The sequence below is a fragment of the Thermomonas fusca DSM 15424 genome, from assembly GCF_000423885.1.
GTDB classification, from domain to species: domain Bacteria; phylum Pseudomonadota; class Gammaproteobacteria; order Xanthomonadales; family Xanthomonadaceae; genus Thermomonas; species Thermomonas fusca.
Genome location: NZ_AUIV01000036.1, coordinates 1 through 25,555 on the forward strand (window position 1 = coordinate 1; position 25,555 = coordinate 25,555).

Genomic DNA, 25,555 nt, shown 5'->3' on the forward strand with positions numbered 1-25,555 from the left:
GCACGTGGATGACCTTTCGGCGTTGCACGTTGCCAGCCCGGACAGGTTGCACCTGAGAACAGGGCGAAACAGTCGGCGGATGCCGTGCGCTGGGGTAGGCATTCCCTGACACTGAGCGTGCCGCGCGAGGGCCGGCGGATTGAAAAAGAATCAAGGCAATCAAAGTGCCGGCGACCGTTTGCCGAACGCGGCCTTGTGCGATTCGTCCATGCGCGCGCTGGAGCTGGCAAGGCGGCTGGGGCTGCTACCCGGAGACAAGACGGGGACGCGCGCGCGCGAGGGGGGCGGCTCTGAAGTCTGGCCGATCCATTGGCCACCGCGCCCGTCACTTGCTTCCGCTTAATCCGTAACTTTTTCGGATGCTGCCCCAGCGGCGGCGACCTGTGCCGGGGTTGGGTTATCGGCTGGGACGCCCACGCGCGTGGCCCTATGACGCTACCCGACGGATGGCGTCGGCAAGAAGGCAACGCCAGGAGTAATGCGAGCACTACGCGCGCGCGGGCTCGCGCGCACGCGCGAGGACAAGGGAAACAGATGGCACTAGGCGCGAGGGGGGTATGCCGGCGTTTCGGAAGCCATCGCGCACGCGCGCGAGGGGTGCCAGTCGGAAAGGGTGACTAGCGGCCGGAGTATGGGCTGAGGTATGGGCTACTCGCTCGCTGAAAATCAAAAGTCATTTAAATCAATGACTTGCGATTGAGAATGGCGGAAGCGGTGTCCGTCTCCGCCGCTCCCAAAGGCTCCCAAACGCACCCAATCGCTCACAACGGATTCCAGTAAGTCATTGAAAAATCTGCTGGTGTGAGATTTTGGGTACTCAAAAGCTACCAAACCAAGCCAAGCCAACCGTTTTTTTTATGGTAGGTTTAATGGTAGGAGCGATGGATGAGCTATGCCCAGAAGAGCCAAAGAGCTGAGTGCGCTGGAGGTTAGCCGGCTGAAGAGGCCAGGCAACCATGCGGTGGGTGGAGTGACGGGGCTGTACCTGTACGTCAACGAGGCCGATGGGCGCTCATGGGTGCTGCGAATTCTGGTTGGTGACAAGAGGCGTCACATCGGGCTCGGGGGCTACCCCACAGTCACCTTGGCTCAGGCGAGGGACAAGGCAAGGGAGGCGAGAGAGCTGGTCCTGAAGGGGATCGATCCTGTCGACAAGAGACGGGAGGCTGCCCGAGACCTGAAGGTTCGTCAGGCTTCAAGGAAGACGTTCGAGGAGGTCGCGAGGGCCTTCATTGCCTATCAGGAGCACTCGTGGAAGAACACGAAGCATCGGAAGCAGTGGAGCAGCACGCTGGAAGCGTATGCCTACCCGCTTCTGGGGCAGATGCCTGTCGATGCCATCACTGAGCAGAGCGTCATCGCAGTTCTGGAGCCCATCTGGAAACTGAAGACCGAAACCGCTTCCCGGTTGCGGGGGCGCATCGAGAGCATCCTTGACTGGGCAAGGGTCCGGGGCCACCGCGACGGGGAGAACCCGGCGCGTTGGAAAGGGCACCTGGACAAGGTCTTTCCGGCACAGAGCCTGGTCAAGAAGGTCGAGCACTTCCCGGCCATGCCTGTGACCTCGGTACCCGGCTTCTTCAAGAAGCTTGAGGGGGTTCAAGGGGTCAGTGCGATAGCACTTCGCTTTTTGATCCTGACGGCAGCCAGAAGCGGTGAGGTGCGAGGCGCTGAGTGGACTGAAATCGACCTGGAGCAGGCAACCTGGACGATACCGGCAGCAAGAATGAAGGCGAAGCGTCAGCACCGGGTTCCGCTGAGTGCTGCAGCGTTAGCGGTCCTGCGTGACGCTCGAGTGCACGCGGCAGCGACCGGATCTGGGCTGATCTTTTGTAACAGCAAAGGCGGGCAGCTTTCCGACATGAGTCTGACCGCCGTGATGCGGAGGATGGGGATGGTAGCCGTCCCGCACGGGTTTAGATCGTCTTTCCGTGATTGGGTTGGGGAGCACACCCAGTACCCGAGTGACTTGGCTGAAATGGCGCTGGCGCATGTTCTGCCGAACAAGACCGAAGCTGCCTATCGGCGCGGCGATGCTCTTGAGAAGCGAAGGGGCATGATGGATGCTTGGGCATCCCATTGTTTGTCTGTGAGTGATCATGCTCGATAGGGCTGATAAATTTTTCGTGCAGCCTCGCCAGGTGCTGGCCGCAAGAAAGGTCGAGGTGTTTGACGCCATCAATCTGGTCGTTTACGCCAAAATTCCGCTTGTCAGTGCCCGTCGCGGTTGGGATCTGATTGCGGGTTTTGTCTCATTGGACAATACCGGAACGCCTAGGTCGGTGTTGTCGAAGATGGATGTGCGAGGACTCCTGGGAAAATATGCGCAAGTTATAGGCAAGTTGACTTACCCCGTTGCCCCCTTGCAATACGAGGCTGTGCTTTGGGAAATTGCGGAAGCCAAGGAGTCGATGCTTCCATATTTCTATCACGAGCATCATTTCTTGGTTGATCGGAAGCGGCGCGCAGAGCTCTTCCTCAAGTTGCACACGGAGCTTAGGAAGCTTGTCGAAAACGAAAAAATTATTCTTCAGATCTCCGACTCGGAACGAACGAACATGCTGGCTCCACATGCGTGGATGACCTCGGACACTTTCAGGGGATATCTGAGGGCGAATGGTGTTGAGCCTTGGTGGAGTGAAGAGGAGAACATTCAATCCCATGGCAGTTTGGAGCGAATATTGCTCAGCGATGGGCTGAGGTATGAAAGGCCAGGGGCTATCGGGATCGACTACGACCAATTGCCCTCGTACTTGTTCGCTGCAATGTTGCTGAAGCGCGGATTAAATCCATTCAAGCCGGCTACGCAAGAAGTGTGGTCTATGCCGATAGTGCCCGCATTCCCGGCCGAGCAAGTTACCAACAGTCCGCCTCTTGAAGTTGCTCCCCGGCTGGAGCAGCAACATCATCCTGTTCAAAAGGTCCAATCGGCGATAGCCGATATTTCTGCTCCAGTTAATAGGGTGGAATCGAAAGACTTGGTCGCGCTATTGATTGATGAGGCAAAACGGCTCAAGACAAATCAGGCCCGGGGCGATCAGGGTGGCGTAGGTGACCAAGATGACCAAGGTGCCCGCCGTGCTCAAGAGTTTTTGGTAGATCCAGCTGCGGGGAGGCGTCTGGCAGATATTTGGCTGAGGGCTCAGCCTGATTTCGCTCACGAGGTTTGTTCAGAAATTCCGAGTGGATCGTCATCGGGGGAAATGCCTGTGATGGCTGCCAACCCATTGAGGCTTGCGCCTCAACGGGTAGGACCGCAGGCGGATGATGGGTCCAAGGAAGAGGCTTCCAAGGCAGACACTCCCAAGGCAGACGCTCCCAAGGAAGAGGCTCCCAAGGAAGAGGCTCCCAAGGAAGAGGCTCCCAAGGAAGAGGCTCCCAAGGAAAAGGCTCACAAGGCAGACAGTCCCAAGGCAGATGCTCGGCACGAAGAAGACATCGTCTTGATTAATAAAAAAGAAGTCTTGGGGCTCCTCGGCCTCTCAAGTCCAACTTCCATTTCGAATTACGAAAATAAGAACGGCTTTCCAAAATCAATAGAAATTGGACCAAATACGAAACGTTGGGATAGGGCCGAGGTTATGGCATGGATCAACGCAAGAAGAAGCAAATAAAATCGATGAGCGTAAGGTGAGCGTGGGTTGGGTCGTGAAGGCCTGCTTGTGCAATTCAGCTCGCGCCGCTCTTCCGGGCTGAAACGTATGCAGCTTTCTCCCTATCTGTCATGTCCTTGATCTTTGCTGGTCCCAAGTACCTTTCTGGCTTCTTCCGCACACCTTGTTCGGGCAAGGAGCGATGATCGACTCTTTCGTCATGTCCGTTGATGGCCAGATGATGGTTGATGGTGTCAGCCACTGTCTTTCGCATTTGGATTAGATCGTTGCGGATCTCCAACCGGTTGCGGCCACCGCTGGTTTTCTTCCGTCCTCCCTGTTCAGGGTGCTGGGCGTTGTAGCGTCGGAAGAACCGCTCGGCTGGACGTTCGATGCCGTCGTCTGCGCGATCCGACGTCATCAGATGCAGGTGAGGGATGACCTCGCCTTCAAGCGACGACTTGGGGGCATGGATGGCGAACTGATGAGGCTTCCCGGGTGCAAGTTTCTGTACCAGGTCGCCGACCAGCGCGTGGGTCTGCTGCAGAGTCAACTCCTTCGGCAGCGCGATGATTGATTCGCGATAGACGGCGCCATTCTTGCGCTCGTACTTCTCCGCCGCTTTCCAAAGTTGCGCGGGGTCGTCCTCTGTCCACGCAGGAAGGTTGCCGTGCCCGGCAGCAACCAAGTCTCCGCGCTTGCGATGGAATCCTTTCCTCGCCACGTAGTGTGAATGGTCATAGCCGTTGCGACCGCTTTTGATCTGGAAATGGAAGCTTGCCATTGTCCTACTAACCTTTTGTCCAAGGAAAAAGAAAACCCGCGATTGCTCGCGGGTTGCTAGGTGGCGGCTTCAAATTGGGGTCTACGGGGGAAACGGTAAGTGCACGAAGGCTTTCCCCTCCTGTCACTCATCCCAGTGAGTGATCAGGCGATGCGTAACCAAGTTGTCCAATCTAGTCCTTCCACATACCCTTAGTGGTGATGCGTAGAAATCTACAGGCAGGGTGAGTAATGGCATGGCGCAAGCCGATGCCTTCTTATATCGCGGAGCCAAGTAGCCAAAAGGCGTCAAGCTGCATCGCTATGCAGCGGACGATTGGGTGACTGCTTGAGTCTTCCGTAAGCGGCGTTGCATCTAAGGCAAACGCTTAGCTGCCGAGACGGCCTTGACGGCGTGGGCAGCAGAGAACAGCAGGCTGGCAACCAAGCCAGCGCCAGTCACCACATTGATGCCGGGAATCATCATTGCAACTGAGAGTAGGGCAAGTTTGCCTGCCTTCAATCCAGATACCCTGGCAGTCATCCACTTGAACTGACTCAGTGTGATCTCGCCCTTGCAGTGGCGAGTCCAGAGTTCCCAGACCACCAGCGCAATGGACGCCACAGTCAGGGCAGGGAAGTAGTCCCAAACGTCGCTGTCGGAGCCAGCTTCCAGCAGTTGATCCACGACATCTTCAGTGCGTGCTGTCAGGTGTTCGTTGCTCAAGCCCGAGGGTGACAGATCCATGCGATCGGCTAGTTCAGAGGTGACCAGGATCTCGCCGTCTGGATGGCTGTCGATCCAGTCCTGGACATAGCTGGCGTCGTCTGTGGCTTTCAGCTGAGCCGACCAGGACTCCCCGCTATCGATGTCGACGAACTGCACGTCAGTACCGGGATGATTGGTGCTGCCGTACAGGGCGGCGTGGATCGCATCGCCATCGTCGTTCTCAAGACGGACGAATTCCATTTCGTGGAGTACGCCCTTGGTGTTGTTCACCACGCCTTGGATCTGGTCATCGTTCATCGCGCTCAACCAGCTGCCCAGCTCCTCTGTGGAGTCGCCGGCCTGCGGATGCGCCCGTTGCATTGCCGCAATGGTAGCCAGTTCAGATTCGGAGAAGTCTGGGTTCTCCTCGAATGCAAGCTTTGCTGCGACTGCCAGGATGGCGGCTTCGTCGAAGTTCCTGCGGATGTAGTGGACTGCCGCTTTACCTGTTGTTGGCATCTCGACGGATCTCCTGCTCCCGGCGTTTGCCCTCGGCTTCGCCCGACTTCTTGGCGTTCTTCCAGGCCTGCTTGATCTCATCAGCAGTCAACGTGCGTCCGGCCAGCTTGGCGACGATGTACTTGTCCATGACCGTGCCAATCGCATACGTCAGCCCAAAGACCACCGGAACCGTCGCCACGCCTCCGAAGATCGGGAAAAAGATCTTGGCGGCGGCGATGCCCAGCTGCTGAGCCACCAAGCCCATTCCGATGACACCCATCAACTGCTTGATCAGGTCCGTGGATTCCTGTTCGCTCAGCTTCAGGCCTCGTATGGCCGCGAGCCGCGAGCCCATGTAGGCCTGCAGGGGCGTAAGAATGAAGATGTCCGCGAAAGGGATGGGCTGCACCGCGATGGCGCCGCAGCCAATGGAGAAGATCACGATGATCTTGTCCACCTTCTGCTGGTCGGTCAGGTCGGTACGCCGTTCGATCTCCAGGACTTCGCGTTCAAGCTTTGCCCTGGCACGCGCAAGCAGGCCGTTGCTCATGTTGTTCCCCCTGTTGGCCGCATTGTGACAGCAACTTCCCCAGCCGGAAAACGAGACTCCCCGTGATCCGTCTCGCCATCTGAGACTTCCTCGACCTAGAATCCATGCAGGGGATATGGCATTGCGCAGATAGTGCAATCGATCGGCAGGGGCTGAGCCTGATCTCCTTTCCGGATCAACCACTTAAACTTGGGCATTGCCAGTGACTGCACTCCGTTCATTTGTCCACTTGCCGATGCGATCCGTCGAGGCCCGGTCTTGAGCCTGATTGAGGCCGCAGGCACGGCCCAGCAAGCTGCCATCACCCCCTACCAGGCCAAGTACTACGCCTGGATGCTGACCCGCCAAGGGGCGGGCGACTCGGTCGACACCATCGCCAGCACCCTGGTCAACTCCCAGGTGGATCTGAATCCCCATCAGGTTGATGCCGCCCTGTTCGCCTGCAACAACCCGTTGTCGCGTGGAGTGCTGCTCGCCGACGAAGTCGGCCTCGGCAAGACCATCGAGGCGGGCTTGGTGATTAGCCAGCGCTGGGCCGAGCGCAAGCGGCGCATCTTGATCATCACCCCCGCCAACCTGCGTAAGCAGTGGCATCAGGAACTGCAAGACAAGTTCGGCCTGCAGGCCACGATCCTGGAGACCAAGAGCTTCAATGCGTTGCGCAAGCAGGGCGTCGAGAATCCCTTCGACCAGTGCAGCGGTCCGGTCATCTCTTCCTATGAATTCTCCCGCGGCAAGGCCGACAGCATCAAGGCGTTGCCATGGGACTTGGTGGTGCTGGACGAGGCGCACCGCCTGCGCAATGTCTACAAGAAGGGCAATGTCACCGCCCGCACCATCCGGGCTGCCTTGGCTGGCGTGCCTTCCAAGGTGCTGTTGACCGCGACGCCCCTGCAAAACTCGCTGCTTGAGCTCTACGGCCTGGTCAGCGTCATCGACGACCGGGTCTTCGGCGATATCGACAGCTTCAAAGAACAATTCGGCGGTGGCGGGCCTGCGGCGATGGCAGCGCTGCGCAAGCGCATAGAACCAGTTTGCAAGCGCACCTTGCGCCGGCAGGTGCAACCCTACATCTCCTATACCGCCCGCCGGGCGATCGTGCAGGAATTCACTCCGACCGCAGACGAGCATCGCCTATCCGCGCTGGTCAGCGACTACCTGCGTCGGCCCAAACTGCAGGCTCTGCCGGATGGCCAGCGCCAGCTGATCTCCATGGTGCTTTGGAAGCTGCTGGCATCCTCGCCGCAGGCCATTGCCGGCGCACTTGGCAAGATGGCGGATCGCCTGCAAGGCGTGGTGGATCAGGCCCCGGTTATCGAGTTGCTAGGCGAGGCTCTGGATGATGACTACGAGGCACTGGACATTGCTCAGGAGCAGTTGAGCGCTCAGGACGAGGTCGAGGCTTCGTACTCAGAGAGGGGCGAGGACATCGAGGCCATCACGCCCGAGCAGCGGCAGGCCATGTCAGACGAAGTGGCCGAGCTGCGCGGATTCCAGCAACTGGCCGGCAACCTGCGCGAAAACAGCAAGGGCGCTGCCCTGTTGCAGGCATTGGACCGGGCATTCGCCGAACTGGATCGCCTGGGTGCCAACCGCAAGGCCTTGATCTTCACCGAGTCCAAGCGGACCCAAGCCTACCTGCTGTCGCTGCTGGCAGATACGCCCTATGGCGACGGCATCGTCCTGTTCAATGGCGACAACAGCGGTCCGCAGGCGCAGAAGATCTACAAGGAATGGCTGCAACAGCATGCCGGCACCGATCGGATCACCGGGTCCAAGACAGCAGACACCCGTGCCGCATTGGTCGAATACTTCTGCGACCAAGGCAAGGTGATGATCGCCACCGAAGCCGGCGGCGAGGGCATCAATCTGCAGTTCTGCTCGCTGGTCATCAACTACGACCTGCCGTGGAACCCACAGCGGATCGAGCAGCGCATCGGACGTTGCCATCGCTACGGGCAGAAGCACGACGTGGTGGTGGTCAATTTCGTCGACCTGAGCAACGAGGCCGATGCCCGTGTCTATGAACTGCTGGACCAGAAATTCCAGTTGTTCGATGGCGTCTTCGGCGCCAGCGATGAAGTTCTGGGCGCGATCGGCTCGGGCGTCGACTTCGAACGTCGCATCGCCGATATCTACCGCGATTGCCGCGACCCAGAAGCCATCAAGGAAGGCTTTGAGGCCCTGCAGCGCGACCTGTTCGAGGAAATCGACCAACGCATGCTGCAGACCCGCCAGCTGCTGCTGGAGCACTTCGATGAGGAAGTGCAGGACAAGCTGCGCATCCGTGCGCAGGACAGCCAGGACGCCCTGGGGCGCTACGAGCGGATGTTGATGGAAGTCACACGCAAAGAGCTGGCTAACGTGGCCGCATTCGACGAGGCAGGCTTCGAACTTCGGGCCTTGCCCGACAATTCCTTGACCGAAGTGCCATTGGGGCGCTACGAGCTTCCCCGGCGCAGCGAGGAAGCGCATATTTATCGCCCCGGACATCCATTGGCCAGCTGGGTACTGGAACAGGGGAAGTCGCGGGATCTGCCCGTGGCAAACCTGCGATTCGACTACGGTGCTTACGCCGGTAAGATCAGCACACTAGAGGCCCACCGCGGCGAACATGGTTGGCTGGCTGCGCGTCTGCTGAACGTCAAGGCTCTGGGGCAGGAAGAACAGCATTTGCTGGTCTCGGCCGTCACCGAAGGCGGCAGTCCGTTGGAAGCAGATGATCCGGACAAGCTTCTCCGACTTCCCGCCAGTGATCAGCCCACGCAGGTGGCTGAGGTCCCGGTACAGCTCGAACAGGACATGGCCGAACGTCGCGATGCGCTGTTGCGGGAGATCAATGCCCGCAACCTCGGTTACTTCAAGCAGGAAGTGGATAAGCTGGAAGCTTGGGCCGACGACCTCAAACTCAAGCTGGAAGCCGACATCCGCGAGCTGGACGTGCAGATCAAGGACGCGGCGCGCGCCGCGGCCGTGGCAGCTAGCCTGCCGGAAACCCTGGAACACCAGGAACGCCGCAGCAAGCTGCAGAAGCAACGCACCCGCGTGATCAGCGAGCTCTACACCCGCCAGGACGAGATTGCCAGCCAGCGCGACGATCTGATCATGGCGATCAAGGGCCAGCTGCAGCAGGATATCGAAGAGGTGCCCCTGTTCACCATGCAGTGGTCGCTGGTCTGAACTTCAACACGCCGGTCTGAGTGCCGGCTCGCAATGGAAAGGCGATGGCAAATCAAAAACTCGAACTGACCTGGATCGGCAAGGACAAGCGGCCCAAGCTGGAGCCTCGCATCCTGCTGGAAGACCCAGACAAGTCGTACCACGCCAAGCAGCGCGTGACCGAGAACGACCTTTTCGAGAACCGGCTGATCTTTGGGGACAACCTACTGGCGCTGAAGGCGTTGGAGCAGGAGTTTACTGGTCGGATCAAGGCGATCTATATCGATCCTCCATTTAACACTGGAGCAGCGTTTCAGCACTATGACGACGGAGTCGAGCATTCCGTATGGCTTGGCCTCATGAGAGATCGATTTGAGATTCTAAAGGAGCTTCTAAAAAAGGACGGAGTACTAATCGTTCATCTGGATGATTCTGAAATGGCCTACTGCAAAGTTTTGTTGGACCAGGTTTTTGGGCGACAAAACTATTGCAACACGATTTCGATGACGACAAACGATCCGTCTGGCTTCAAGGCCACTGGAGCTACCGTTTTCTCGACGGCCAACTACGCTCTAATCTACGCAAAAGAGAAAGCTACTAAGCCGCTCAAGAAGCTCTGGATTCCTAAAGACTACGATACTGGATACAACAAATTTTTGCTCAACAGGAATGATCATTACTCTCGCTGGGAGTGGACAAGTATTGCAGAGGCAACAGCAAAGTCGCTCGGCTTTTCATCCCCGACAGCCGCAAAAAAAGAGGTGGAGTTCTTTGATGACGCGGTGGCGAGGTTTGCCGTACAGAATGCGGACAAGGTCTTTCAATTGGTGGCAATTGGAGGCGGGGCTGCCCTGAAGCGTAGAGCTACTATTGAACAGTCTAGAGCGATGAAAGATGTTGTGATGGTCCATCCTGGGGAAGATCTTCCTGACTTTTACATCGCCAACGGGCGTCAGTTAGTTTTCTATGACAAGCGAATAATCAAGATCGATGAGGAGCTTATTCCTGCGGAGTTGATTACCGACGTTTGGGTCGATATTTCGTGGAATGGAATCGGGCCAGAAGGCGGAGTTGATTTCAAGAATGGGAAAAAGCCAGAAGCGCTCATACGACGTTTCTTGGAAATGACAACTGAGGAAGGCGACTGGGTTCTGGACTCATTCGCGGGCTCAGGAACTACAGCCGCTGTAGCCCACAAGATGCGGCGACGCTGGATTTCTGTAGAGCTAGGCGAGCAGTGTCATACCCACGTTGCCCCGCGATTAACGCGTGTAATTTGCGGTCAAGATGAGACGGGCATTACCAAAGCGGTTAAATGGAAAGGCGGCGGCGGCTTCCGCTACTTCAAGCTTGCCCCAAGCCTAATTGTCGAAGACCGCTGGGGTAACCCGGTCATCAACCCCGAATACAACCCCGCGCAGCTGGCAGAAGCCATTGCAAAGCTGGAGGGCTTCACCTATGCACCCTCCGACACCCGCTGGTGGCAGCACGGCCATTCCAGCGAGCGAGACTTCCTTTACGTCACCACCCAGAACTTGTCTGCCAGCCAGCTGGCAGCCATTGCCGAGGAAGTCGGGGTTGAGAGCAGCCTGCTTATCTGCTGCGCCGCCTTCCACGGCATCACCGCCAATGAGGCGGCGAACCGCTGGCCTAATCTGACCCTGAAGAAGATCCCAAAGATGGTGCTGGCGCGCTGCGAGTGGGGCCACGACGACTACAGCCTCAACGTGGCCAACCTGCCCCTGGCAAAACCCGAGCCTCCTGCGCAGACAAGTCCGCCGCCCGCAAGGCGCGCCAGGCGTGCCCAGGCAGCGAACCAGGACGGCCTGTTCGGCGGAGACGAGGCATGAGCGCTCGCATCTACAATGCAGTCACTGGCCGGCTGTCACTGCGTCCGCCGCAGGCCGAATCGCTGGCGCGCCTGAAACAGGCACTGACCACGGCGCCCGCCATGCTGGAGCACGACGACCGCGACGTCGCTTCGATCCTGGCCACGCTCAAGGCGGAATTCGCCACGTTGGAGGACTTCGAGCGCGAGTTCCCGTCGCTGTGCTTTGCACTGGCCACCGGCGTCGGCAAGACCCGGCTGATGGGCGCCTTCATCGCCTATTTGCACTTGGCCCACGGGATCAACAACTTTTTCGTGCTGGCGCCCAACCTGACGATCTACGACAAGCTGATCGCAGACTTCACCCCCAACACGCCGAAGTACGTGTTCAAGGGCATCGGCGAGTTCGCCATCAATGCGCCACGGGTCATCACCGGTGACAACTACGACCAGCAGAACATCATCGGCGGTGAATTGTTCGGCGAAGTCCGCATCAACATCTTCAACATCTCCAAGATCAACTCTGAAGTGCGCGGTGGCAAGGAGCCGCGGATCAAGCGCATGCGCGAGGTGCTGGGCGAAAGCTACTTTAACCACCTCGCCAACCTGGACGACCTCGTCCTGCTGATGGACGAATCGCACCGCTACCGGGCCCAGGCCGGTATGCGCGCGATCAACGAACTCAAGCCACTGTTCGGCCTGGAACTGACTGCCACTCCCTTCGTCGACGCCAATCCCCGGCCGATCCCGTTCAAGAACGTGGTTATGGACTATCCGCTGGCTCGGGCGATGGAGGATGGGTTCGTCAAGGAGCCGGCCGTCGCCACCCAGCGCGGATTCGACGCCGCATCGCTCACGCCGCCACAGGTCGAGAAGATCAAGCTGGAGGACGGCATACGCCTGCACGAAACCGCCAAGGTCGAACTGCAGACCTACGCGCGAGAGACTGGGCTTCCGCAGGTCAAACCCTTCATGCTGGTCATTGCCCGCGACACCACGCATGCCGCCGATCTATTGGCCTTGCTGCAAGGGGAAAGCTTCTTCGGGGGCCGCTACGCCGGGAAGGTGATCCAGGTCGATTCCAGCAGCACGTCGGGCTCCGAGGGCGAGGAAGTTGTACAGAAGCTGCTGGCGATTGAATCTCCGGACGAGCCGACCGAGATCGTCATCCACGTCAACATGCTCAAGGAAGGCTGGGACGTCACCAACCTGTACACCATCGTGCCCTTACGCGCAGCCAACGCCCGTACCCTGATCGAGCAGTCGATCGGTCGCGGCCTGCGTCTGCCCTACGGCAAGCGCACCGGTGTGGAAGCGGTGGATCGGCTAAGCATCGTGGCCCACGACCGCTTCCAGGAAATAGTGGACGAAGCAAACCGAGGCGACTCCCCGATCCGACTCAAGCAGATCATCTTGGACGCGCCAAAGGCTGACGACCGCAAGGCGAGCGTTGCGGTGTCCTCGATCATCGACCACATGCTGACGGGCCCCGTCTCTGGCAACACGGGTGGTGCCACAGACGGCACCCCTAGCGCGTCCGTCAACACTGGCGCCGCGACTAGCCTTGAAGCAAACAGTCCGGCCCCTTTGTTCTCAACAGAAGGCGAGCAACGTGTCGCCCGCCGCGTCATGGAGGTGATCGCCACCTACAGCGCGCGCCCGGCAGATGTGCCAAGTACCAGCGCACTCGTTACGCCGGAGTTGCTGCAACGCATCGAGGCCGAGGTTCGCGAACAATTGCCGCCGGTGCAGACCGGTTTGCTCGCCGGCGAGGAGCCCGAGGTCGACGTCACGGCCGTCGTCGCACGTGCTGCCGAGGCCTATATCCAGAAGACCATCGACATCCCGAGGATCACGGTGGTGCCGTCTGGCGAGGTGACCACAGGCTACAGCGCGTTTACGCTCGATGTCAGCACATTGCGCCTGCAGCCTGGCGAACGTGAGATCGTCATCCAGAACCTGCGCACGAACGAGCAGTCCACGCTCACCTCGGAACGGGGTAGCCAGGAAGCGCGGCCCGAAGATTACATCGTCCGCGAGCTGGTCAACTACGACGATATCGACTACTTCACCCAAGCCGACCTGCTGTACGATCTGGCCGGGCAAATGGTCCGCCATTTGCAGAGCTACCTCTCGGAGGGTGAAGTCGTCAACGTGTTGGACCAGGGGCGCAGCGTCATCGCCCGAGAGATCCACTCGCAGATGCAGGCGCATTTCTGGGAACGCGCGACCTCATACGAGGTGCGGGTCACCCGCGGCTTCACCGAATTGAGGCCATGCAACTACACCGTGGTGGCAGGTCAGCAGCCGGCAAACTATCGCAACACTGTGGCCGAGGTCAGCCGAATCAAGCAGATGCTGTTCGGTGGGTTCACGAAGTGTCTTTACCCGCTGCAGAAGTTCGACTCGGACACCGAGCGTCGCTTCTCCGTCATTCTGGAACGTGACGCCTTGAAGTGGCTGAAGCCCGCCAAGGGGCAGTTCCAGATGTACTACAAGCGAGGCAGCGAACAGCCCGAGTACGTGCCTGATTTCGTGGCGGAAACCGATGCCTGTATCTACATGGTGGAGACCAAGGCCCGCGACGAGATGACCGACTCTGAGGTCTTGGCCAAAGCCGAAGCTGCAGTGCAATGGTGCCGCCATGCTTCAAGCCATGCCGCGCTGGTGGGCGGAAAGCCCTGGAAGTACCTGCTGGTTCCGCATGACGCGGTACAGGAGTCGATGCGTTTTACCGATTTCGAACGGTTTCTAAGGACTTGAGCTACAGCAAGCAAAGCGCTGGCAAGCACCCGAGTCGGGTGCTTGCCAGTTGTGTGCCAGCGGCGAAGTGAGCATTCAGAAATCGTGCGATCTTGTGAATCTCGGCGGGGTACTCCCCGCCGAATGATCCGATCTGCGAGAACTAACGAAATTGGCGCAGTTCATGACAGCCATAATGGCCAGAATCCGTCAGGGCGAGGCCATGACCTCATCGATGTCGGTGGGTGAGAAACCAAGATGCTTCCCGATCTGCTTTATGTACATCCGTTCCGTCACATGGAAGTTGCCATCTTGCTTGGCGAGAGCAGTCAGCACCGACAGAAGCGAAATCGCCTCATCTGGAGCGTTAGCCAGAGAATCTAGGCCAGTTGCAGTAGTTGCGGCGCCACCGAGCTGTGCGGTGAGTCGAAGCTTCTGCGCAGCAGAGAGGGAGGAACTGTCGAGCGCGTTCTCAAGGTAACTGGCTTCTTCATCGCTCACGTGTCCGTCAATTTTCGCGAGCCCGATGAGAACTTGAAGCTTGTAGAACTCCAAGGACTCCTCCTCACCAGGATTCGTCACTGAAGATTCAGCCGTGCCTGCAGTATCGACTTCCACATCAATCGTATCTGGATCATCGATAACGACACCCACCTTCATGATTTCAACAGCTTTGTTGCCAATGCTGCGAGTCATGTAGTTAGTCCATGCGGCCATGGCCGCTGCGCCAACGACTGGCAGCCACTTGCTCACCGCAGACTTAAGCGCTTGCTGTGTGATCTTTCCACCAAGGATCACAATCACCTTCTGGAGTGCTGAAAGCGAAGCGCGCCTGACGACATACTTTCCACCGTGGAGCACGATCAGCGTGCCAGCACTGGTGCCCATGGCTTGAACGAAGATTGCCAGAAGCAAGCTGGGATCCGCCGGCTCCTTTTGGCCGTAGGCACGCGTTATGTCGTAGATCAGCTCGATCTGATTCTTGATGACGATGGCCAGTTCAGGCACCACCGCGAGCATTCCGAATGGGCCAGGGACCAAGCTTGCACTCCCCGAAACCACCGAATTGATGTTGGCAAATTTTGCGATAAGCCCCGGCACCTGATCTCTGGTTGGAATGGCGCCCGGGTTGTCCCGGTACTCCTCATTCTTAGATTTGATGACGTAGTTGAACGCGTCTTCGATTTTTTCGGTGAGCTCGTGCTGAAGCTTGTCCGCTATACTCAGTTCCTGGTGACTCATTGGATCCCCTTGTTATTCCGACTTAAAATTTACTCATCTCAAGAAGGCAAAATCTAGCCTTCCTCGTAGCGAACCACAAAAAACACATTGCCATCCGGGCCCTAGGAGGTGTCTAGTCTCTGAGGGTATGCGCTATGTCTCGTTGCCTTAGCCAACTGAGTCGCATCGCCAGCGGGGCCCATCTAAAAATCAACAGCCAACCTATATCGAAGATCATACGTCAAGCACACATCCGCGCTGAAGTGCGCGAGCTGCTGCACGACGGAGCCTGAGGTCGTGGGGTCTGTTATCTCCGCCACCAAAAGCACTTCAGTATAGCCAGCTCAAGTGCGCTTGGCTTACGTATCACGAGCTCCGTACTGTCACATTTCGGACACTTGCTGAAGTGATCAAATCCCTCCAAAATCACATCACCGAGAGGAGCGGCAGTTTTCTTCCATTTGCATTTTGGGCACACGTAAGTGCGCGGTCTTGGTTTCCAGGCCATTCTCGGCTCCGAGGGTAGTTGGACTTCGGGGTCTTGTTATCGAGAGTAAATCAAAAGAGTCGTTTCCGGATTGTTTGGAATGAGGCGACCTATCCTTGGCGTGAGGGTAGGGCGCCTGCATTTACAAAGCATGCGGACGAAGTGGGGTAGCTGCAATTCGACGACGGCCTTGATACAGCTCAATACCGATCTGGCTAGGAAGCAGCCGCAGTGTCTGGCATACATGCCGCTATCCGACAGGTCAAGTCCGAGTTGGGCCGATTGCCAGTTCGCTACAAGGATTGGTACTACTGAATGGCGAGTGTGCACGGACGGTGCGGGTTCCTAGAAAAAAAACAGGTGGTAGGCCAGGCGGGAGCCTGAGCTCCCGCCTGGCCGAACACTTTCATCGAACCGGGGGAAGGTGGAGATTTCCTGTCACCACCCCATCGCCGCCATGCTGGCGATGTCCCGCCCGCCGACGATGACGTGGTCCAGCAGGCGGATGTCCACCAGCCGCAGGGCCTGCTTGAGCCGTTCGGTGACTGCGCGATCTGCCGCTGATGGCGTCACGTCTCCAGAGGGGTGGTTGTGGGCCACGATCACGGCTGCAGCGTTGTTGCGTAGGGCCTGCTTCACCAGTTCGCGCGGATGCACTTCCGCGCCGTCGATGGAGCCGTAGAACAGCTCGACGTAGCTGATCAGCCGGTGTCTGGTGTCCAGCATGGCCGCAGCGAAAATCTCCCGCTCCTGTCCTGCGAGCTTGTCCTGGAAGTAGCGGCATACGACCTGCGGATCGGTGAACATCTCCCCACGTTGCATCCGGACGCCGACGATCTGGCGTGCGGTCGCCAGCACGGTCTCGGGCTCCGCGCGGGCGTAGCGCCCCGTTGGGCTCCTTACATACAGCGCTTCTGCTTGTTCCATTGCGATTTCTCCTGTCGTCGATAACGACAACGGGGTGCCTCGATGGGCACCCCGCTGCATGTCCAACACCTGCTGCTGCACTGGGCAGCAGAACTACGTGCCTCGCCCGTCTTGCCGCTCACCCTGCGCTACGCCTTGGCTGTAAACCGCCACTACGCTTCTGTGTGGCCATGGCCGTTCAGTGACGACGTATCCCAGCCGATTGACCACGTGGCACCCCGGAAGCGCGTACAGGGTTTCCGACTCGCCGGTGTCCACGATCGTCCACAGCGTGGTCGCCATCAGGTTGGCCAGATGTTCCGGGCCACGAATGGCCTGCCCCTCGGCCGGCTCGACGATGGGGCGATATTTCTCCCAGAACGTCTGCTCGTCGATTTCCAGCAGTGCCGGTGGCGGCAGGTGGCGCCTGCGCCTCATGCCGCCGACTCCTGCGGCAGTTGGCCGACCTTTGCCTCCAGCTTGCCCTTCAGGCCACTGGGCACGGCCGTGGGCCCCGGCGTCACGGTGGTTTCCGGGAAGAATTCCTCGACCACCGCGGGCACGTCCTCCTCCAGATCCTCGAACGCGCCGTTGGCAAATCCCTGCCTGGCTGCAGCTTCCATCGCCACCAGATCGATTCCGGCCTCGGTTCGGCGCACGGCACGCTCGCGTGCTTCGGCAATGGCGGTCTCGAGCGTGAAGCCCGTCCGCAGCACCAGATCCACGTAGTAGATCGGTGCCCGGTAGCTCATCGTGGTGGACTTGCCCCGCAGTTTGAGCTCCAGCGGCAGGCTGGCCAGCTGGCCGCCCGACAACGCGCTGTAGTAGGCCATCCGGGCCGCCAGCGTGCGGATGGTGTTGAAGGACGTGGTGCGCAGCACGAAGCTGCCCAGCGCGTCCTCCTCGCCATCGCCTATCAGCACGTTGAGTCGTGCGTAGGCCTTGCACTCGCCGTTCGAGAACCCGCATTCCTGCGGCCCCGGACAGGGCAAGGACTCCACCCCGGATGGCGTCATCCGCCGGCAGCTCTCGCCATTGCCCACGCAGACCGGCCTGCCGGTCGTCCGGTCGAACAGCGAGTAGTCGGCCCGCAGGTTCAGGGCCGGATCGTTGAACAGCAGCCGCACCGGGATCGCCCGCAGCTTGCCCCCGGCGTCCTTGCGCAGGGCCTCGTCCAGCGGGTGCAGCACCCAGCCTTCGCGGTTCTGTACCTGGCTGGTCAGGGTGAACTGGTCGTCCTTCTCCGGCAGGCGCTTGCCATTGCGCTCCACCACCCGGCCAATCGAGATCCGCCCGACCACGGGCGGGGTAATCGCCAAGCCCTTTAGCATGTCGTTCTCCTTGCTTCGTCTTGCGTGTGTTGGGCCAGCAGGAACCGCCTGGCACCGGGTCGCGTGGTGGTGTAGCGGGAGGCGAGCGCGGGGTGATCGGCTGCCAGTTGCTTGGTATCCAGCACCCGCGAGTCCTTCGCGCGTCGATAGGTGATGGCCCCATTGGCGAACAGCGCCCGGGAGGCATCTCCCATCGCCTGCTGCAGGGTCTGCTTCAGGCGTTCGGCTTCCTGCTCGCGCGCTTCCAGCTCGCCCTTGATCTCGGCCAGGGCATCGAACGTGGCGCACAGCTCCGCGTTCGCGGTGAAGTCCAGGCTGGTGTCGTTGCCAACGAACAGCTGCCGCAGCGCGCGGCCTGCCGAGTCGCTGCCATCTGCTGGCGGCGGGGTGTCGTTGGTGACGTACTCCCAGAACCTGCATTCCAGCAGGGTCAGGCGGGCGATCAGATCCTCGTCCCGCTGGATCCGGTGGATTTCCAATGCCTGGCCGCACAGCAGGACGGCCACGTCCGCTGCCGCATGCCCGGTCACGGCCAGCTGATGCTGCACCTGCAGCTGGATGTACTCGGGCACACCCTCCTTCCACAGGCGCGAGCCGAACTCGCCCGCGGTCTTGCACTCCAGTACCTTGACCTCGGGATCCCCGACGATCTCCCGGTCGATGTTCGCCAGCATGAAAGGGAACGTCGGATGCTGGAGCACGGCATTGCAGCGCCGTACCTTGCGGTCGGTCTTCTGCGAATAGGCCACGGCCACATAGGGCTCCAGCAGCGTGCCCCAGTAGCGCGGATCGTCCATCCCGGGCGGGGCCGCTTCGGTCGGCGTCCTGCCAGTCTTCTCCATCCATAGCTCGAGCTGGCTCTTGTACGGGCACAGCCCCACGGCGGCAGCGGCATCCGAGCTGCCGATGCCTCCCTTGCGGACTTCCAGCCATTGCTCGCGATCCATGGTGCGGGTGTCGACCAGCCGCAGAGCGCTTTGCTTCTTCATCGGTGTTCTCCAAAAGAAAACGCCCGACCAAAGGCCGGGCGCTGTGTGTCGTCCCAAGAGGTTGGGGGTCAGGCGGAGGGCGGGAGCAACGCATCGCCCACGAGGTCATGCAGCAAACCGGCGGCGGCGTCCGGCCCGCCGCCCTGCAACAGGTGCCTGCCATAGGCCAGGCCGAACGGCTCAGCCACCTCATAGCACCAGACAAAGTCCCAGCGGTCCTGGACAGCCTCCCAGACGCGTTGCAAGGCGGGGGCCTGCCCGATGCATGCCTCGATGTAGGCAAGCTCCCCTTCGAACGGGAAGGGCGCTGGCGGGCCCTCGCGCCACTCTGCGAGGGCCCGCTTTGCCCCAATGGCGATGTAGGCGATGTCCAGAGGATCCGGAACAACGTCGGCGAGCTTGCCCGACCCTGCGGCCGGCCTTGGCTGCAGTGGCGGGCGATCCATTACGCCACCAGCTTCATCGCCTCGTCCCACGCCCGCTGCTTAAGCTGCGCCCCTTGCCCGAACCAGGCGGCATCCCTGCGGTGGTCGTCACTGCGCGCCCGCCGATGATGATCGACGAACTCGGTGACGCTGTTCAGCATCCCCCAGGCCGTGCCGCGGCTGGAAGGCAGCATCGCCCCACGCCCGCCGCCCTCGTACAGCGCGCGGACGTTGGCCAGCGCCTGCTCGTTGACGATGTCGGGACGCCCATCCGGAGCGGCGTAGGTCAGCACCCGGCGCAGCAGCCCTTCGACGGTATCCGGATCGACCGGGCGCTCCACCAGCGCCTTCATGCGCGCCACGAAGCCATCCCAGGACGCCACCGTGATCCCCAGCTGGCGTTTCACCGCCTCCGGGTCGAACTCGCTGCGGTGCGGCACCTTCACCGCGCCGTTGTTGTTGCCCAGTGCCACCCGCAGGGTGTTGTTGCAGACCACACGGACCGAGGTGAACTGCGCCGTGGTGGCCAGCGTGCCATCGCAGGCCGTGGCCAGCAGCAGGTAACCATCCACCTTGTCCCGACCCTTGAGCGTCGTGCTCTGACCGGTGCGGGCGAGCGCCCAGAACTTGCGGCCCTCCCGAAGCACACCAGCGGTCTCCAGCTCGAAACCGCTCTGGCTGGTGAGGTCACGGTAGAACTCCAGGATCTCGCCCGGCTGCACCACCTTGAAGCGCTTGCTGACCACCGCCAGCGGGGAACGGGTGTCCGAGCGGTACAGCACCTTCTGCTCCGGGAAGGCGTTGATGACGCCCAGGTTGTTGTTGCCGGTGATGTAGCGGACTTCGGACTCCTCGATCTTCCAGTCCATCCCGGCCTGCTGACGCCACACCTCGATGGGCTGCTGCGGGGCCAGCTTGTTGCCAAGGCCGTGCCAGGGCTTCTCGCCGGCATAGGCCATCGTTTCCACCAGATGCATGTTCCTGCTCCTTGAATCAGCGGCATAAACGCAGAAGGCCCGCCGGTGAGGGCGGGCCTTCTGTGCTGCCAGCAACGTGGCGAGTCAGATCCGAGTGTTGGTCCTACCGAAGATGGCCGCGAAGATCACGGCCGCAACGGTCAGCACCTGAACAATCGTCTCCTTGGTGTCATCGCACATGCGTTGACCTCCACGGGGCGCTTGAACCGAAGCGCCCAGACGAGAAGCAGAACTGCCTGCTTCAGAGTTGTAGTGTGGGTTTGAAATTATTTTATCCAAACAAAATAATAATAATTACGGCTGTCCGAAGTTGCTGACTAGGCACTCAGTGGGAGTCAGAACCTTCTTTAGATCTTGTTTCCACAGCCACTCAATCGTTGCATCCGTAACGCGGAGGTGCATTCGTTCATGAAAAGGAGAGTCTAGTAGGCACGGCTCAATTCGAGACAGCTCAATGCCTAGGCCAAGAACATGAGCTTGAGCAAGTCCACGATAAAGTGCTGCCCTTCCCGAAATGTCTTTCGCAGTGCCAATTCCGTGCTGTATATCCACCAGTTGTCGTCCAACCATAACTCGAAGATCAAGCAGTCGCAGCTGTTCCATAGTGTTCCCATCTCTCAGGACTACTACTTGAGGGGTGCTCAATAGCAGGTACCTCGGGTCTTTGAGTCTGGAATTAAATTCGCCAATGGCTCTGAAGTTCCTGACAAAAACTCCAGAGCCATGGAGGATGAATTCTGTAGAAAGTTCCTCAAAACGACGCTGAAGTGAATATATCTTCTTATAACCATCATCCATCACTATTTTACCGCCAATGCTGCTGTGTAGCGCATGAGTCGCTTCGCGAAGCGCAAGTGCGTGGTGAATGTGGTTGACTGGGAGGTGGACGTCATGGACAGGCATGTAGCACCCGGGGATATGGTTGCGCCCAAAGTTGAATTTATAAGTCGGTGCTGGCTGGTGACGCAGATGCCGTCTGGTCGGGGATCACATGATCTACCATGCTCATCCCCTCGGGTTTGGATTTAAATCCGCGCATGGCGTGTTGCTAGGATTTTAGTTGCCTGGGTGTCCATCCATTGCGTTCGGCGAGCACTTGCCATTCCGGTTTTTTCTGTTGATTCTGGAATTTGCAGTAGTCCAAGAGTTGGATTGTTTGCGGAATCGGGTAAAACATAAGGGATGTCGGAATGGATTTTGATGTGCTGTGTTGAAGCTGATGCTGCAACGCAAAAACAACTTGGGCAATAAGTGCGCGAAGATGGTCGTCTTCAGAAGTTGCGAGGATCTTGCCGAGGGACTCCATATGCGATTTCAGGGTTTTTACTTCGTTGATGGTCCGAACCGTTCTCTCGTAGCTATTCATGCCTTGTTGCACTCGGTCTGGATTTAGGTCGGGAATCTTGGTTTCTGAGTCGAGATGTGTGAATGCAGTCCCTGCCGATCATCTTGGACAAACCTATCGCCATGAGCAAGATATTTCGAGGCAATGAGGCGGGCGGCGTCACATATGGCAGCGCCACCTAAGTCCGAGCCATCAACCCTCAGGCTTCATGCGAGGTTAGGTTCGTTCGTGAACTGTGTTGCTTTTTGTCAGGACGCGCGCGCTTTCCCATCTACACTCATTTGGCGACAGCAAGCTCCTCCCAACTCGTCGTGTACCGCCCCGACAGCGCCGCCTGATTCATCCCCCACGTCGGCCTCTCCAGCGCCCCCTTGCGCGGGCGCCACGCACTCGACGCCAACCCCAGCGCCCCGCGCCCAAAGCGCGCATTGGCGCGATCCATAACGCCCATCAGGGTCTTGGAGCGCGGGTCAGCCTGGGCGAATAGGTCCGCCTGTTGGTGGTCGCCGTGGGTCAGGTCCAGCAGGCCCACGCCGGCCTTCTTGTAGCGATAGCCCTGTCGATACATCGCCCGCACGAGGTGCTGCGCCAAGCGCAGCACCTCGCGGGTGTCGGATGTGGGTGCGATCAGCGGCATGGCGCCGGAAGGGTGGTATTGCGGGGCATCCGGCTTGAAGGAGTTGGTGTTGCACCAGACCCAGACTCCGTTGGCCTGCAGGGAGCGGGCGCGCAGCTTCTCGCAGGCGCGCTGGGCGAAGGTCGCCACGGCCTGCTGCAGGTCGTCCAGCGCGACGACCTCCCGGCCGAACGAGCGGCTGACCACGATCTGCTTCCGGTCCGGCTCGCTTTCTTCCAGGTCCGTGCAGGGGATGCCCTGCAACTCGCGCTGGGTGCGGGCCAGAGTGACGCCGTAGCGCGCACGGAGCGTCTCAGAATCGGCGCGGCACAGGTCTGCCGCGGTCAGGATACCCTCGGCACCCAGCCTTGCCGTGAGTCGGCGGCCGACACCCCAGACATCCTCCACGGGGAAGCCCTCCAGCACCGGATCGCCGGGCAGGACCGTCACGACGCCGTGAGGCGTCTTCTTGGCGACCTTGTTGGCCAGCTTTGCCAGCGTCTTGCTTGGCCCGATCCCCACGCAACAGGGGATGCCCACCCATTGGCGAATACGAGCGCGCACCTCGGCTGCAACCTGCTCGCGCTGTTCCGCCCGGATGCCCTGGAAGTCCACGAACGACTCATCGATGGAGTACACCTCCACCCGGGCGAACTGGTCCCGCAGGATCGATACCACCCGGCCTGACAGATCGCCGTAGAGGCCGAAGTTGGCCGAGAAGATCCGCAGCTGCCGGCGCAAGGCCGTCGGCACCTCATGGATGGGTTGGCCCATCCCGATACCGAGATCCTTGCACTCCTGGCTGCGGGCGATCACGCAGCCGTCGTTGTTGGACAGCACGCAGACGGGCACGCCCTGTAGCTCGGGCTTGAACGCCCGCTCGCAGGAGGCATAGAAGTTGTTGCCGTCCACCAAGCCGAACATGCGTCATCGCTCCGTGGGCGCCCATCAGCCCACGGGCAGATGGACGGTTGATTCCGCTTCGCCACGCAGCTGGCGGATCAGGCTCAGGACGCCCTCAAAGCGCTGCAGTTCGGCTTCCTCGGTGGTGGCCCGGACGTAGGTCTCCGGCTCATCCAGCACGTCCAGCATCAGGGCGGTAGCCGAACCGTCAGCGTGTGGGGTCACGCGGGCCTCGTAGATGCAGGTGCCAGTCCAGGAACGCCAGCACCGCAGCACATCGCCGTCCAGCCAGATCGCCCAGCGGTCGTCCATGTCGCGCGGCCATAGACCTGCCTGCAGCCGCAGGACATCGTCGGCGGCAAACACATGGCCGCAGCGGAGGGGCCAGCGGGCACCTTCCAGCGGCTTCAGCTTGTGTTTCCAGCTCTGCGGGATGCTCATCGCCTGCTCCCCAGGAGTTGACGGAAGTTCCAGGTCACGACGCCCCAGATCTCCAGCTCCATGTCGGGGGGAACCAGGATCGGGGGATAGTCAGGATGCCCGGAATGCAGCTCGAATCGCCTGCCACTCCGCCGCAGCTGCTTGCAGGTGAAGCCGTTGTCCCAGATGGCGATCACGATGTGGCCGTGTCGTGGCGTGATGCTGCGATCCACTATCAGCGTATCGTCGGGGTAGATGCCGAAGTTGATCATCGAGTCCCCGGTGTCAGCCTTCATGAAGAAGGTCGAGACGGGGTTGAGGATGCAGTGTCGGTTGAGGTCCAGCGCGTCGTTCTCACCGTAGAAGTCCTCGGCCGGCGACGGGAAGCCGCAGGTCACCCGGTTCGACAGCAAGGGAAGCGCAAGCTCTGGCGCGTCAGCATCGGCAGGTCCGATGACGCCAGGCGGCAGGAGGGGAGGCGGGAGATCGAGCATGGCAGCAGTCTCGGAGACGGTGGGCTCACCGTTTGAGACGGGTCATGATAGCCAGTTAGTATTATTACTACTAACGGGCTTGTGCGGCGGGCACTTCCATCCAATAGCTCAAGGGCTTCGTGAGGCGGAACCACGGTCTCAGCGCGGTCGGCGGCCCCGTCATCCCTGGCGGGGCGCGCGACGGGTGGATGTCCTAGCCGGTGGGCCGGTCCCGTGCGTTGCCAACGAGCACAGTTTCGTTGGTCACTCGGTGGGAGGGCATCAGCCAAGTCCCACTCCATGGGTCAGAAAAGTCTGATTCGCGGCGGCTGATCCGCTCAGCCCTGCTGGGCATCCTTCCAGGCCCTGTAAAGGGTCGGTTCTGGGCTGATCGGTTCATGGCGGATGTACATGGACTGCTCCGCGAAGGGCTTGGCCAGATCGGCGTAGATGGCGGCGGTGGAGAGTCCGAAGGGCTCGGCGTCCTCATTGGAGTAGGCGTAACGCACCCGGGTGATACCGGCCATCCGTATCGCCGCCATGCACATGGGGCAGGGCTGGCCGCTGGCATAGACCTCGCAGCCGGCAAGGTTGGGCGTTCCGAGCGACTGGCTGGCGGCCCGAAGAGCGTTCACCTCGGCATGCGATGTCGGGTCGTTTGTGGCCAGGATCTCGTTGACCCCACGGGAGATGACGACGCCGTCTCGAACGACTAGTGCACCGAAGGGCCTGCCACCACCGCCGACGTTGTCGCTCGCTAGCTGGATTGCTTCCGAAAGGAAGTGGGTAGTGGTGTTCAACAGTTGCCTCCTTACTTGCTCATTGACGGGAAGGGAAGTCTGCCAGTGACCTCTGACGACCCGAAGCGGACATTCGCATGATTTGAATCGAAAAGGCCCGCATCTCTGCTGGGCCTCCGCATTCTGAGCGATCAGGAAGTGAACCTGACCCCGTTGTTCCTCCCCTACCCGTTGCGCTTCCTGTTCGCCAGCAAGCCTGAGGCCATCGGCCCGGTGCTGGGCATCGTGCAGCGCGTCATCGCCGGCTGGTTAGCCGATCAGGCCGGCGTGCCGCGGGATACGGCGCAATGCGGTGCGGTGACCCTGATCCAGCGCTTCGGCAGCGCGCTGAACCTGAATGTTCACTTCCACATGCTGTGGCTCGACGGCGTGTACGACGCGAACGTCGAGCCCCCGCGGCGCAAGCCGCGCCTGCGCCGCACCCGTGCGCCCACCTCTGCGCAACTGACGCAGCTCGCCAACACCATCGCGCATCGCGTGTGCCGGCACCTGTCGCGCCGCGGCTGGCTCGAAGGCGAAGACGAATCCGTGTACCTGTCCGACAGCGCGGCAGGCGACGACGGCATGGACGCGCTGCGGATGAGTTCGATGACCTACCGCATCGCCACCGGTCGCGACGCTGGCCGCAAGGTCGTCACGCTGCAAACATTGCCCGGTGACGCAGGCTCGCTGGAGGGCGACGCCGGCAAGGTCGGCGGCTTCTCGCTGCATGCCGGCGTTGCCGCGGAAGCACACGAAAGCCACAAGCTGGAAAAGCTGTGCCGCTACATCACGCGCCCGGCGATCAGCGAGCAGCGGCTGTCGATCTCACCGCAGGG

22 protein-coding genes and 1 pseudogene are annotated in these 25,555 nt (G+C 60.2%); 7 read left to right on the forward strand and 16 right to left on the reverse strand.

Annotation, left to right across the window (positions count from 1 at the left end; translation table 11 throughout):
- Window positions 1-892 precede the first annotated feature (892 nt).
- Window positions 893-2,110, forward strand: coding sequence for a tyrosine-type recombinase/integrase (locus tag G582_RS16635; RefSeq protein WP_038054098.1), 1,218 nt, complete (start codon window positions 893-895; stop codon window positions 2,108-2,110).
- Window positions 2,100-3,614, forward strand: coding sequence for a helix-turn-helix transcriptional regulator (locus tag G582_RS18035; protein ID WP_248642796.1), 1,515 nt, complete (start codon window positions 2,100-2,102; stop codon window positions 3,612-3,614). The genes G582_RS16635 and G582_RS18035 overlap by 11 nt, the downstream gene beginning before the upstream one ends.
- A 55-nt stretch (window positions 3,615-3,669) precedes the next feature.
- On the opposite strand, the gene G582_RS17655 is transcribed toward G582_RS18035, so the two are convergent.
- The 3 genes from G582_RS17655 to G582_RS0112555 all read right to left on the reverse strand — a co-directional run bounded on the left by G582_RS17655 (window position 3,670) and on the right by G582_RS0112555 (window position 6,115).
- On the reverse strand, window positions 3,670-4,377 hold the full coding sequence (locus G582_RS17655; protein WP_083961210.1) for a MobA/MobL family protein: 708 nt from the start codon (window positions 4,375-4,377) through the stop codon (window positions 3,670-3,672).
- Between the two features lie 354 nt (window positions 4,378-4,731).
- Window positions 4,732-5,583: a hypothetical protein gene (locus G582_RS16645; protein ID WP_051247237.1), complete on the reverse strand. Its 852-nt coding sequence runs from the start codon at window positions 5,581-5,583 to the stop codon at window positions 4,732-4,734.
- Complete coding sequence (locus G582_RS0112555) at window positions 5,567-6,115, reverse strand: YcjF family protein (protein ID WP_028840127.1); 549 nt, start codon at window positions 6,113-6,115, stop codon at window positions 5,567-5,569. Before G582_RS0112555 ends, G582_RS16645 begins: the two co-directional genes overlap by 17 nt.
- Window positions 6,116-6,373: 258 nt before the next feature.
- On the opposite strand from G582_RS0112555, the gene G582_RS0112560 reads away from it, so the two are divergent.
- From G582_RS0112560 to G582_RS0112570, 3 genes are read left to right on the forward strand one after another with little or no spacing between them, the layout of a single operon-like run.
- On the forward strand, window positions 6,374-9,295 hold the full coding sequence (locus G582_RS0112560) for an SNF2-related protein (protein WP_248642794.1): 2,922 nt from the start codon (window positions 6,374-6,376) through the stop codon (window positions 9,293-9,295).
- 44 nt (window positions 9,296-9,339) lie between these two features.
- Window positions 9,340-11,124, forward strand: a complete 1,785-nt coding sequence (locus G582_RS0112565; RefSeq protein WP_028840129.1) for a site-specific DNA-methyltransferase — start codon at window positions 9,340-9,342, stop codon at window positions 11,122-11,124.
- Window positions 11,121-13,865, forward strand: coding sequence for a DEAD/DEAH box helicase (locus G582_RS0112570; RefSeq protein WP_028840130.1), 2,745 nt, complete (start codon window positions 11,121-11,123; stop codon window positions 13,863-13,865). Before G582_RS0112565 ends, G582_RS0112570 begins: the two co-directional genes overlap by 4 nt.
- Before the next feature lie 189 nt (window positions 13,866-14,054).
- On the opposite strand, the gene G582_RS0112575 is transcribed toward G582_RS0112570, so the two are convergent.
- On the reverse strand, window positions 14,055-15,086 hold the full coding sequence (locus tag G582_RS0112575) for a TerB family tellurite resistance protein (protein WP_028840131.1): 1,032 nt from the start codon (window positions 15,084-15,086) through the stop codon (window positions 14,055-14,057).
- A gap of 566 nt (window positions 15,087-15,652) precedes the next feature.
- On the opposite strand from G582_RS0112575, the gene G582_RS18680 reads away from it, so the two are divergent.
- The gene (locus G582_RS18680) at window positions 15,653-15,901 is read left to right on the forward strand and encodes a M48 metallopeptidase family protein (RefSeq protein ID WP_083961213.1); all 249 of its coding nucleotides are present in this window, start codon (window positions 15,653-15,655) and stop codon (window positions 15,899-15,901) included.
- A gap of 89 nt (window positions 15,902-15,990) precedes the next feature.
- Here the strand turns inward: G582_RS18680 and radC are convergent, their stop codons facing one another.
- The 12 genes from radC to G582_RS0112635 all read right to left on the reverse strand — a co-directional run bounded on the left by radC (window position 15,991) and on the right by G582_RS0112635 (window position 24,737).
- Window positions 15,991-16,479 (reverse strand): RadC family protein, encoded by a 489-nt coding sequence (gene radC, locus G582_RS0112580; RefSeq protein ID WP_038054114.1) that lies wholly within the window; start codon window positions 16,477-16,479, stop codon window positions 15,991-15,993.
- Between the two features lie 93 nt (window positions 16,480-16,572).
- Entirely contained in the window at window positions 16,573-16,896 is a 324-nt protein-coding gene (locus G582_RS0112585) for a hypothetical protein (RefSeq protein WP_028840133.1), read from the reverse strand.
- Complete coding sequence (locus G582_RS0112590) at window positions 16,893-17,789, reverse strand: recombination directionality factor (RefSeq protein WP_028840134.1); 897 nt, start codon at window positions 17,787-17,789, stop codon at window positions 16,893-16,895. The genes G582_RS0112585 and G582_RS0112590 overlap by 4 nt, the downstream gene beginning before the upstream one ends.
- On the reverse strand, window positions 17,783-18,778 hold the full coding sequence (locus G582_RS0112595) for a YqaJ viral recombinase family nuclease (RefSeq protein WP_028840135.1): 996 nt from the start codon (window positions 18,776-18,778) through the stop codon (window positions 17,783-17,785). Before G582_RS0112595 ends, G582_RS0112590 begins: the two co-directional genes overlap by 7 nt.
- A gap of 68 nt (window positions 18,779-18,846) precedes the next feature.
- Entirely contained in the window at window positions 18,847-19,224 is a 378-nt protein-coding gene (locus tag G582_RS0112600; RefSeq protein ID WP_028840136.1) for a hypothetical protein, read from the reverse strand.
- On the reverse strand, window positions 19,224-20,180 hold the full coding sequence (locus tag G582_RS0112605; protein ID WP_028840137.1) for a DUF932 domain-containing protein: 957 nt from the start codon (window positions 20,178-20,180) through the stop codon (window positions 19,224-19,226). The genes G582_RS0112600 and G582_RS0112605 overlap by 1 nt, the downstream gene beginning before the upstream one ends.
- A gap of 294 nt (window positions 20,181-20,474) precedes the next feature.
- Window positions 20,475-20,978 carry a hypothetical protein gene (locus G582_RS18040; protein ID WP_156880509.1) on the reverse strand — a complete coding sequence of 168 codons (504 nt, stop codon included), beginning with the start codon at window positions 20,976-20,978 and terminating at the stop codon, window positions 20,475-20,477.
- A 250-nt stretch (window positions 20,979-21,228) separates the two neighbouring features.
- A complete protein-coding gene (locus tag G582_RS18045; RefSeq protein ID WP_156880511.1) occupies window positions 21,229-21,546 on the reverse strand; it encodes a hypothetical protein in 318 nt (105 codons plus the stop codon).
- A gap of 256 nt (window positions 21,547-21,802) precedes the next feature.
- Complete coding sequence (locus G582_RS0112620; RefSeq protein WP_028840138.1) at window positions 21,803-23,065, reverse strand: Y-family DNA polymerase; 1,263 nt, start codon at window positions 23,063-23,065, stop codon at window positions 21,803-21,805.
- A 24-nt stretch (window positions 23,066-23,089) separates the two neighbouring features.
- Window positions 23,090-23,485: a hypothetical protein gene (locus tag G582_RS16650; protein ID WP_038054117.1), complete on the reverse strand. Its 396-nt coding sequence runs from the start codon at window positions 23,483-23,485 to the stop codon at window positions 23,090-23,092.
- Window positions 23,482-23,958, reverse strand: a complete 477-nt coding sequence (locus tag G582_RS16655; protein ID WP_083961214.1) for a LexA family protein — start codon at window positions 23,956-23,958, stop codon at window positions 23,482-23,484. Before G582_RS16655 ends, G582_RS16650 begins: the two co-directional genes overlap by 4 nt.
- 317 nt (window positions 23,959-24,275) lie before the next feature.
- Complete coding sequence (locus G582_RS0112635; RefSeq protein ID WP_028840139.1) at window positions 24,276-24,737, reverse strand: nucleoside deaminase; 462 nt, start codon at window positions 24,735-24,737, stop codon at window positions 24,276-24,278.
- Window positions 24,738-24,890: 153 nt separating this feature from the next.
- On the opposite strand from G582_RS0112635, the pseudogene G582_RS0112640 reads away from it, so the two are divergent.
- Window positions 24,891-25,555 (forward strand): annotated as a pseudogene (locus G582_RS0112640) (transposase); the annotation flags it as partial.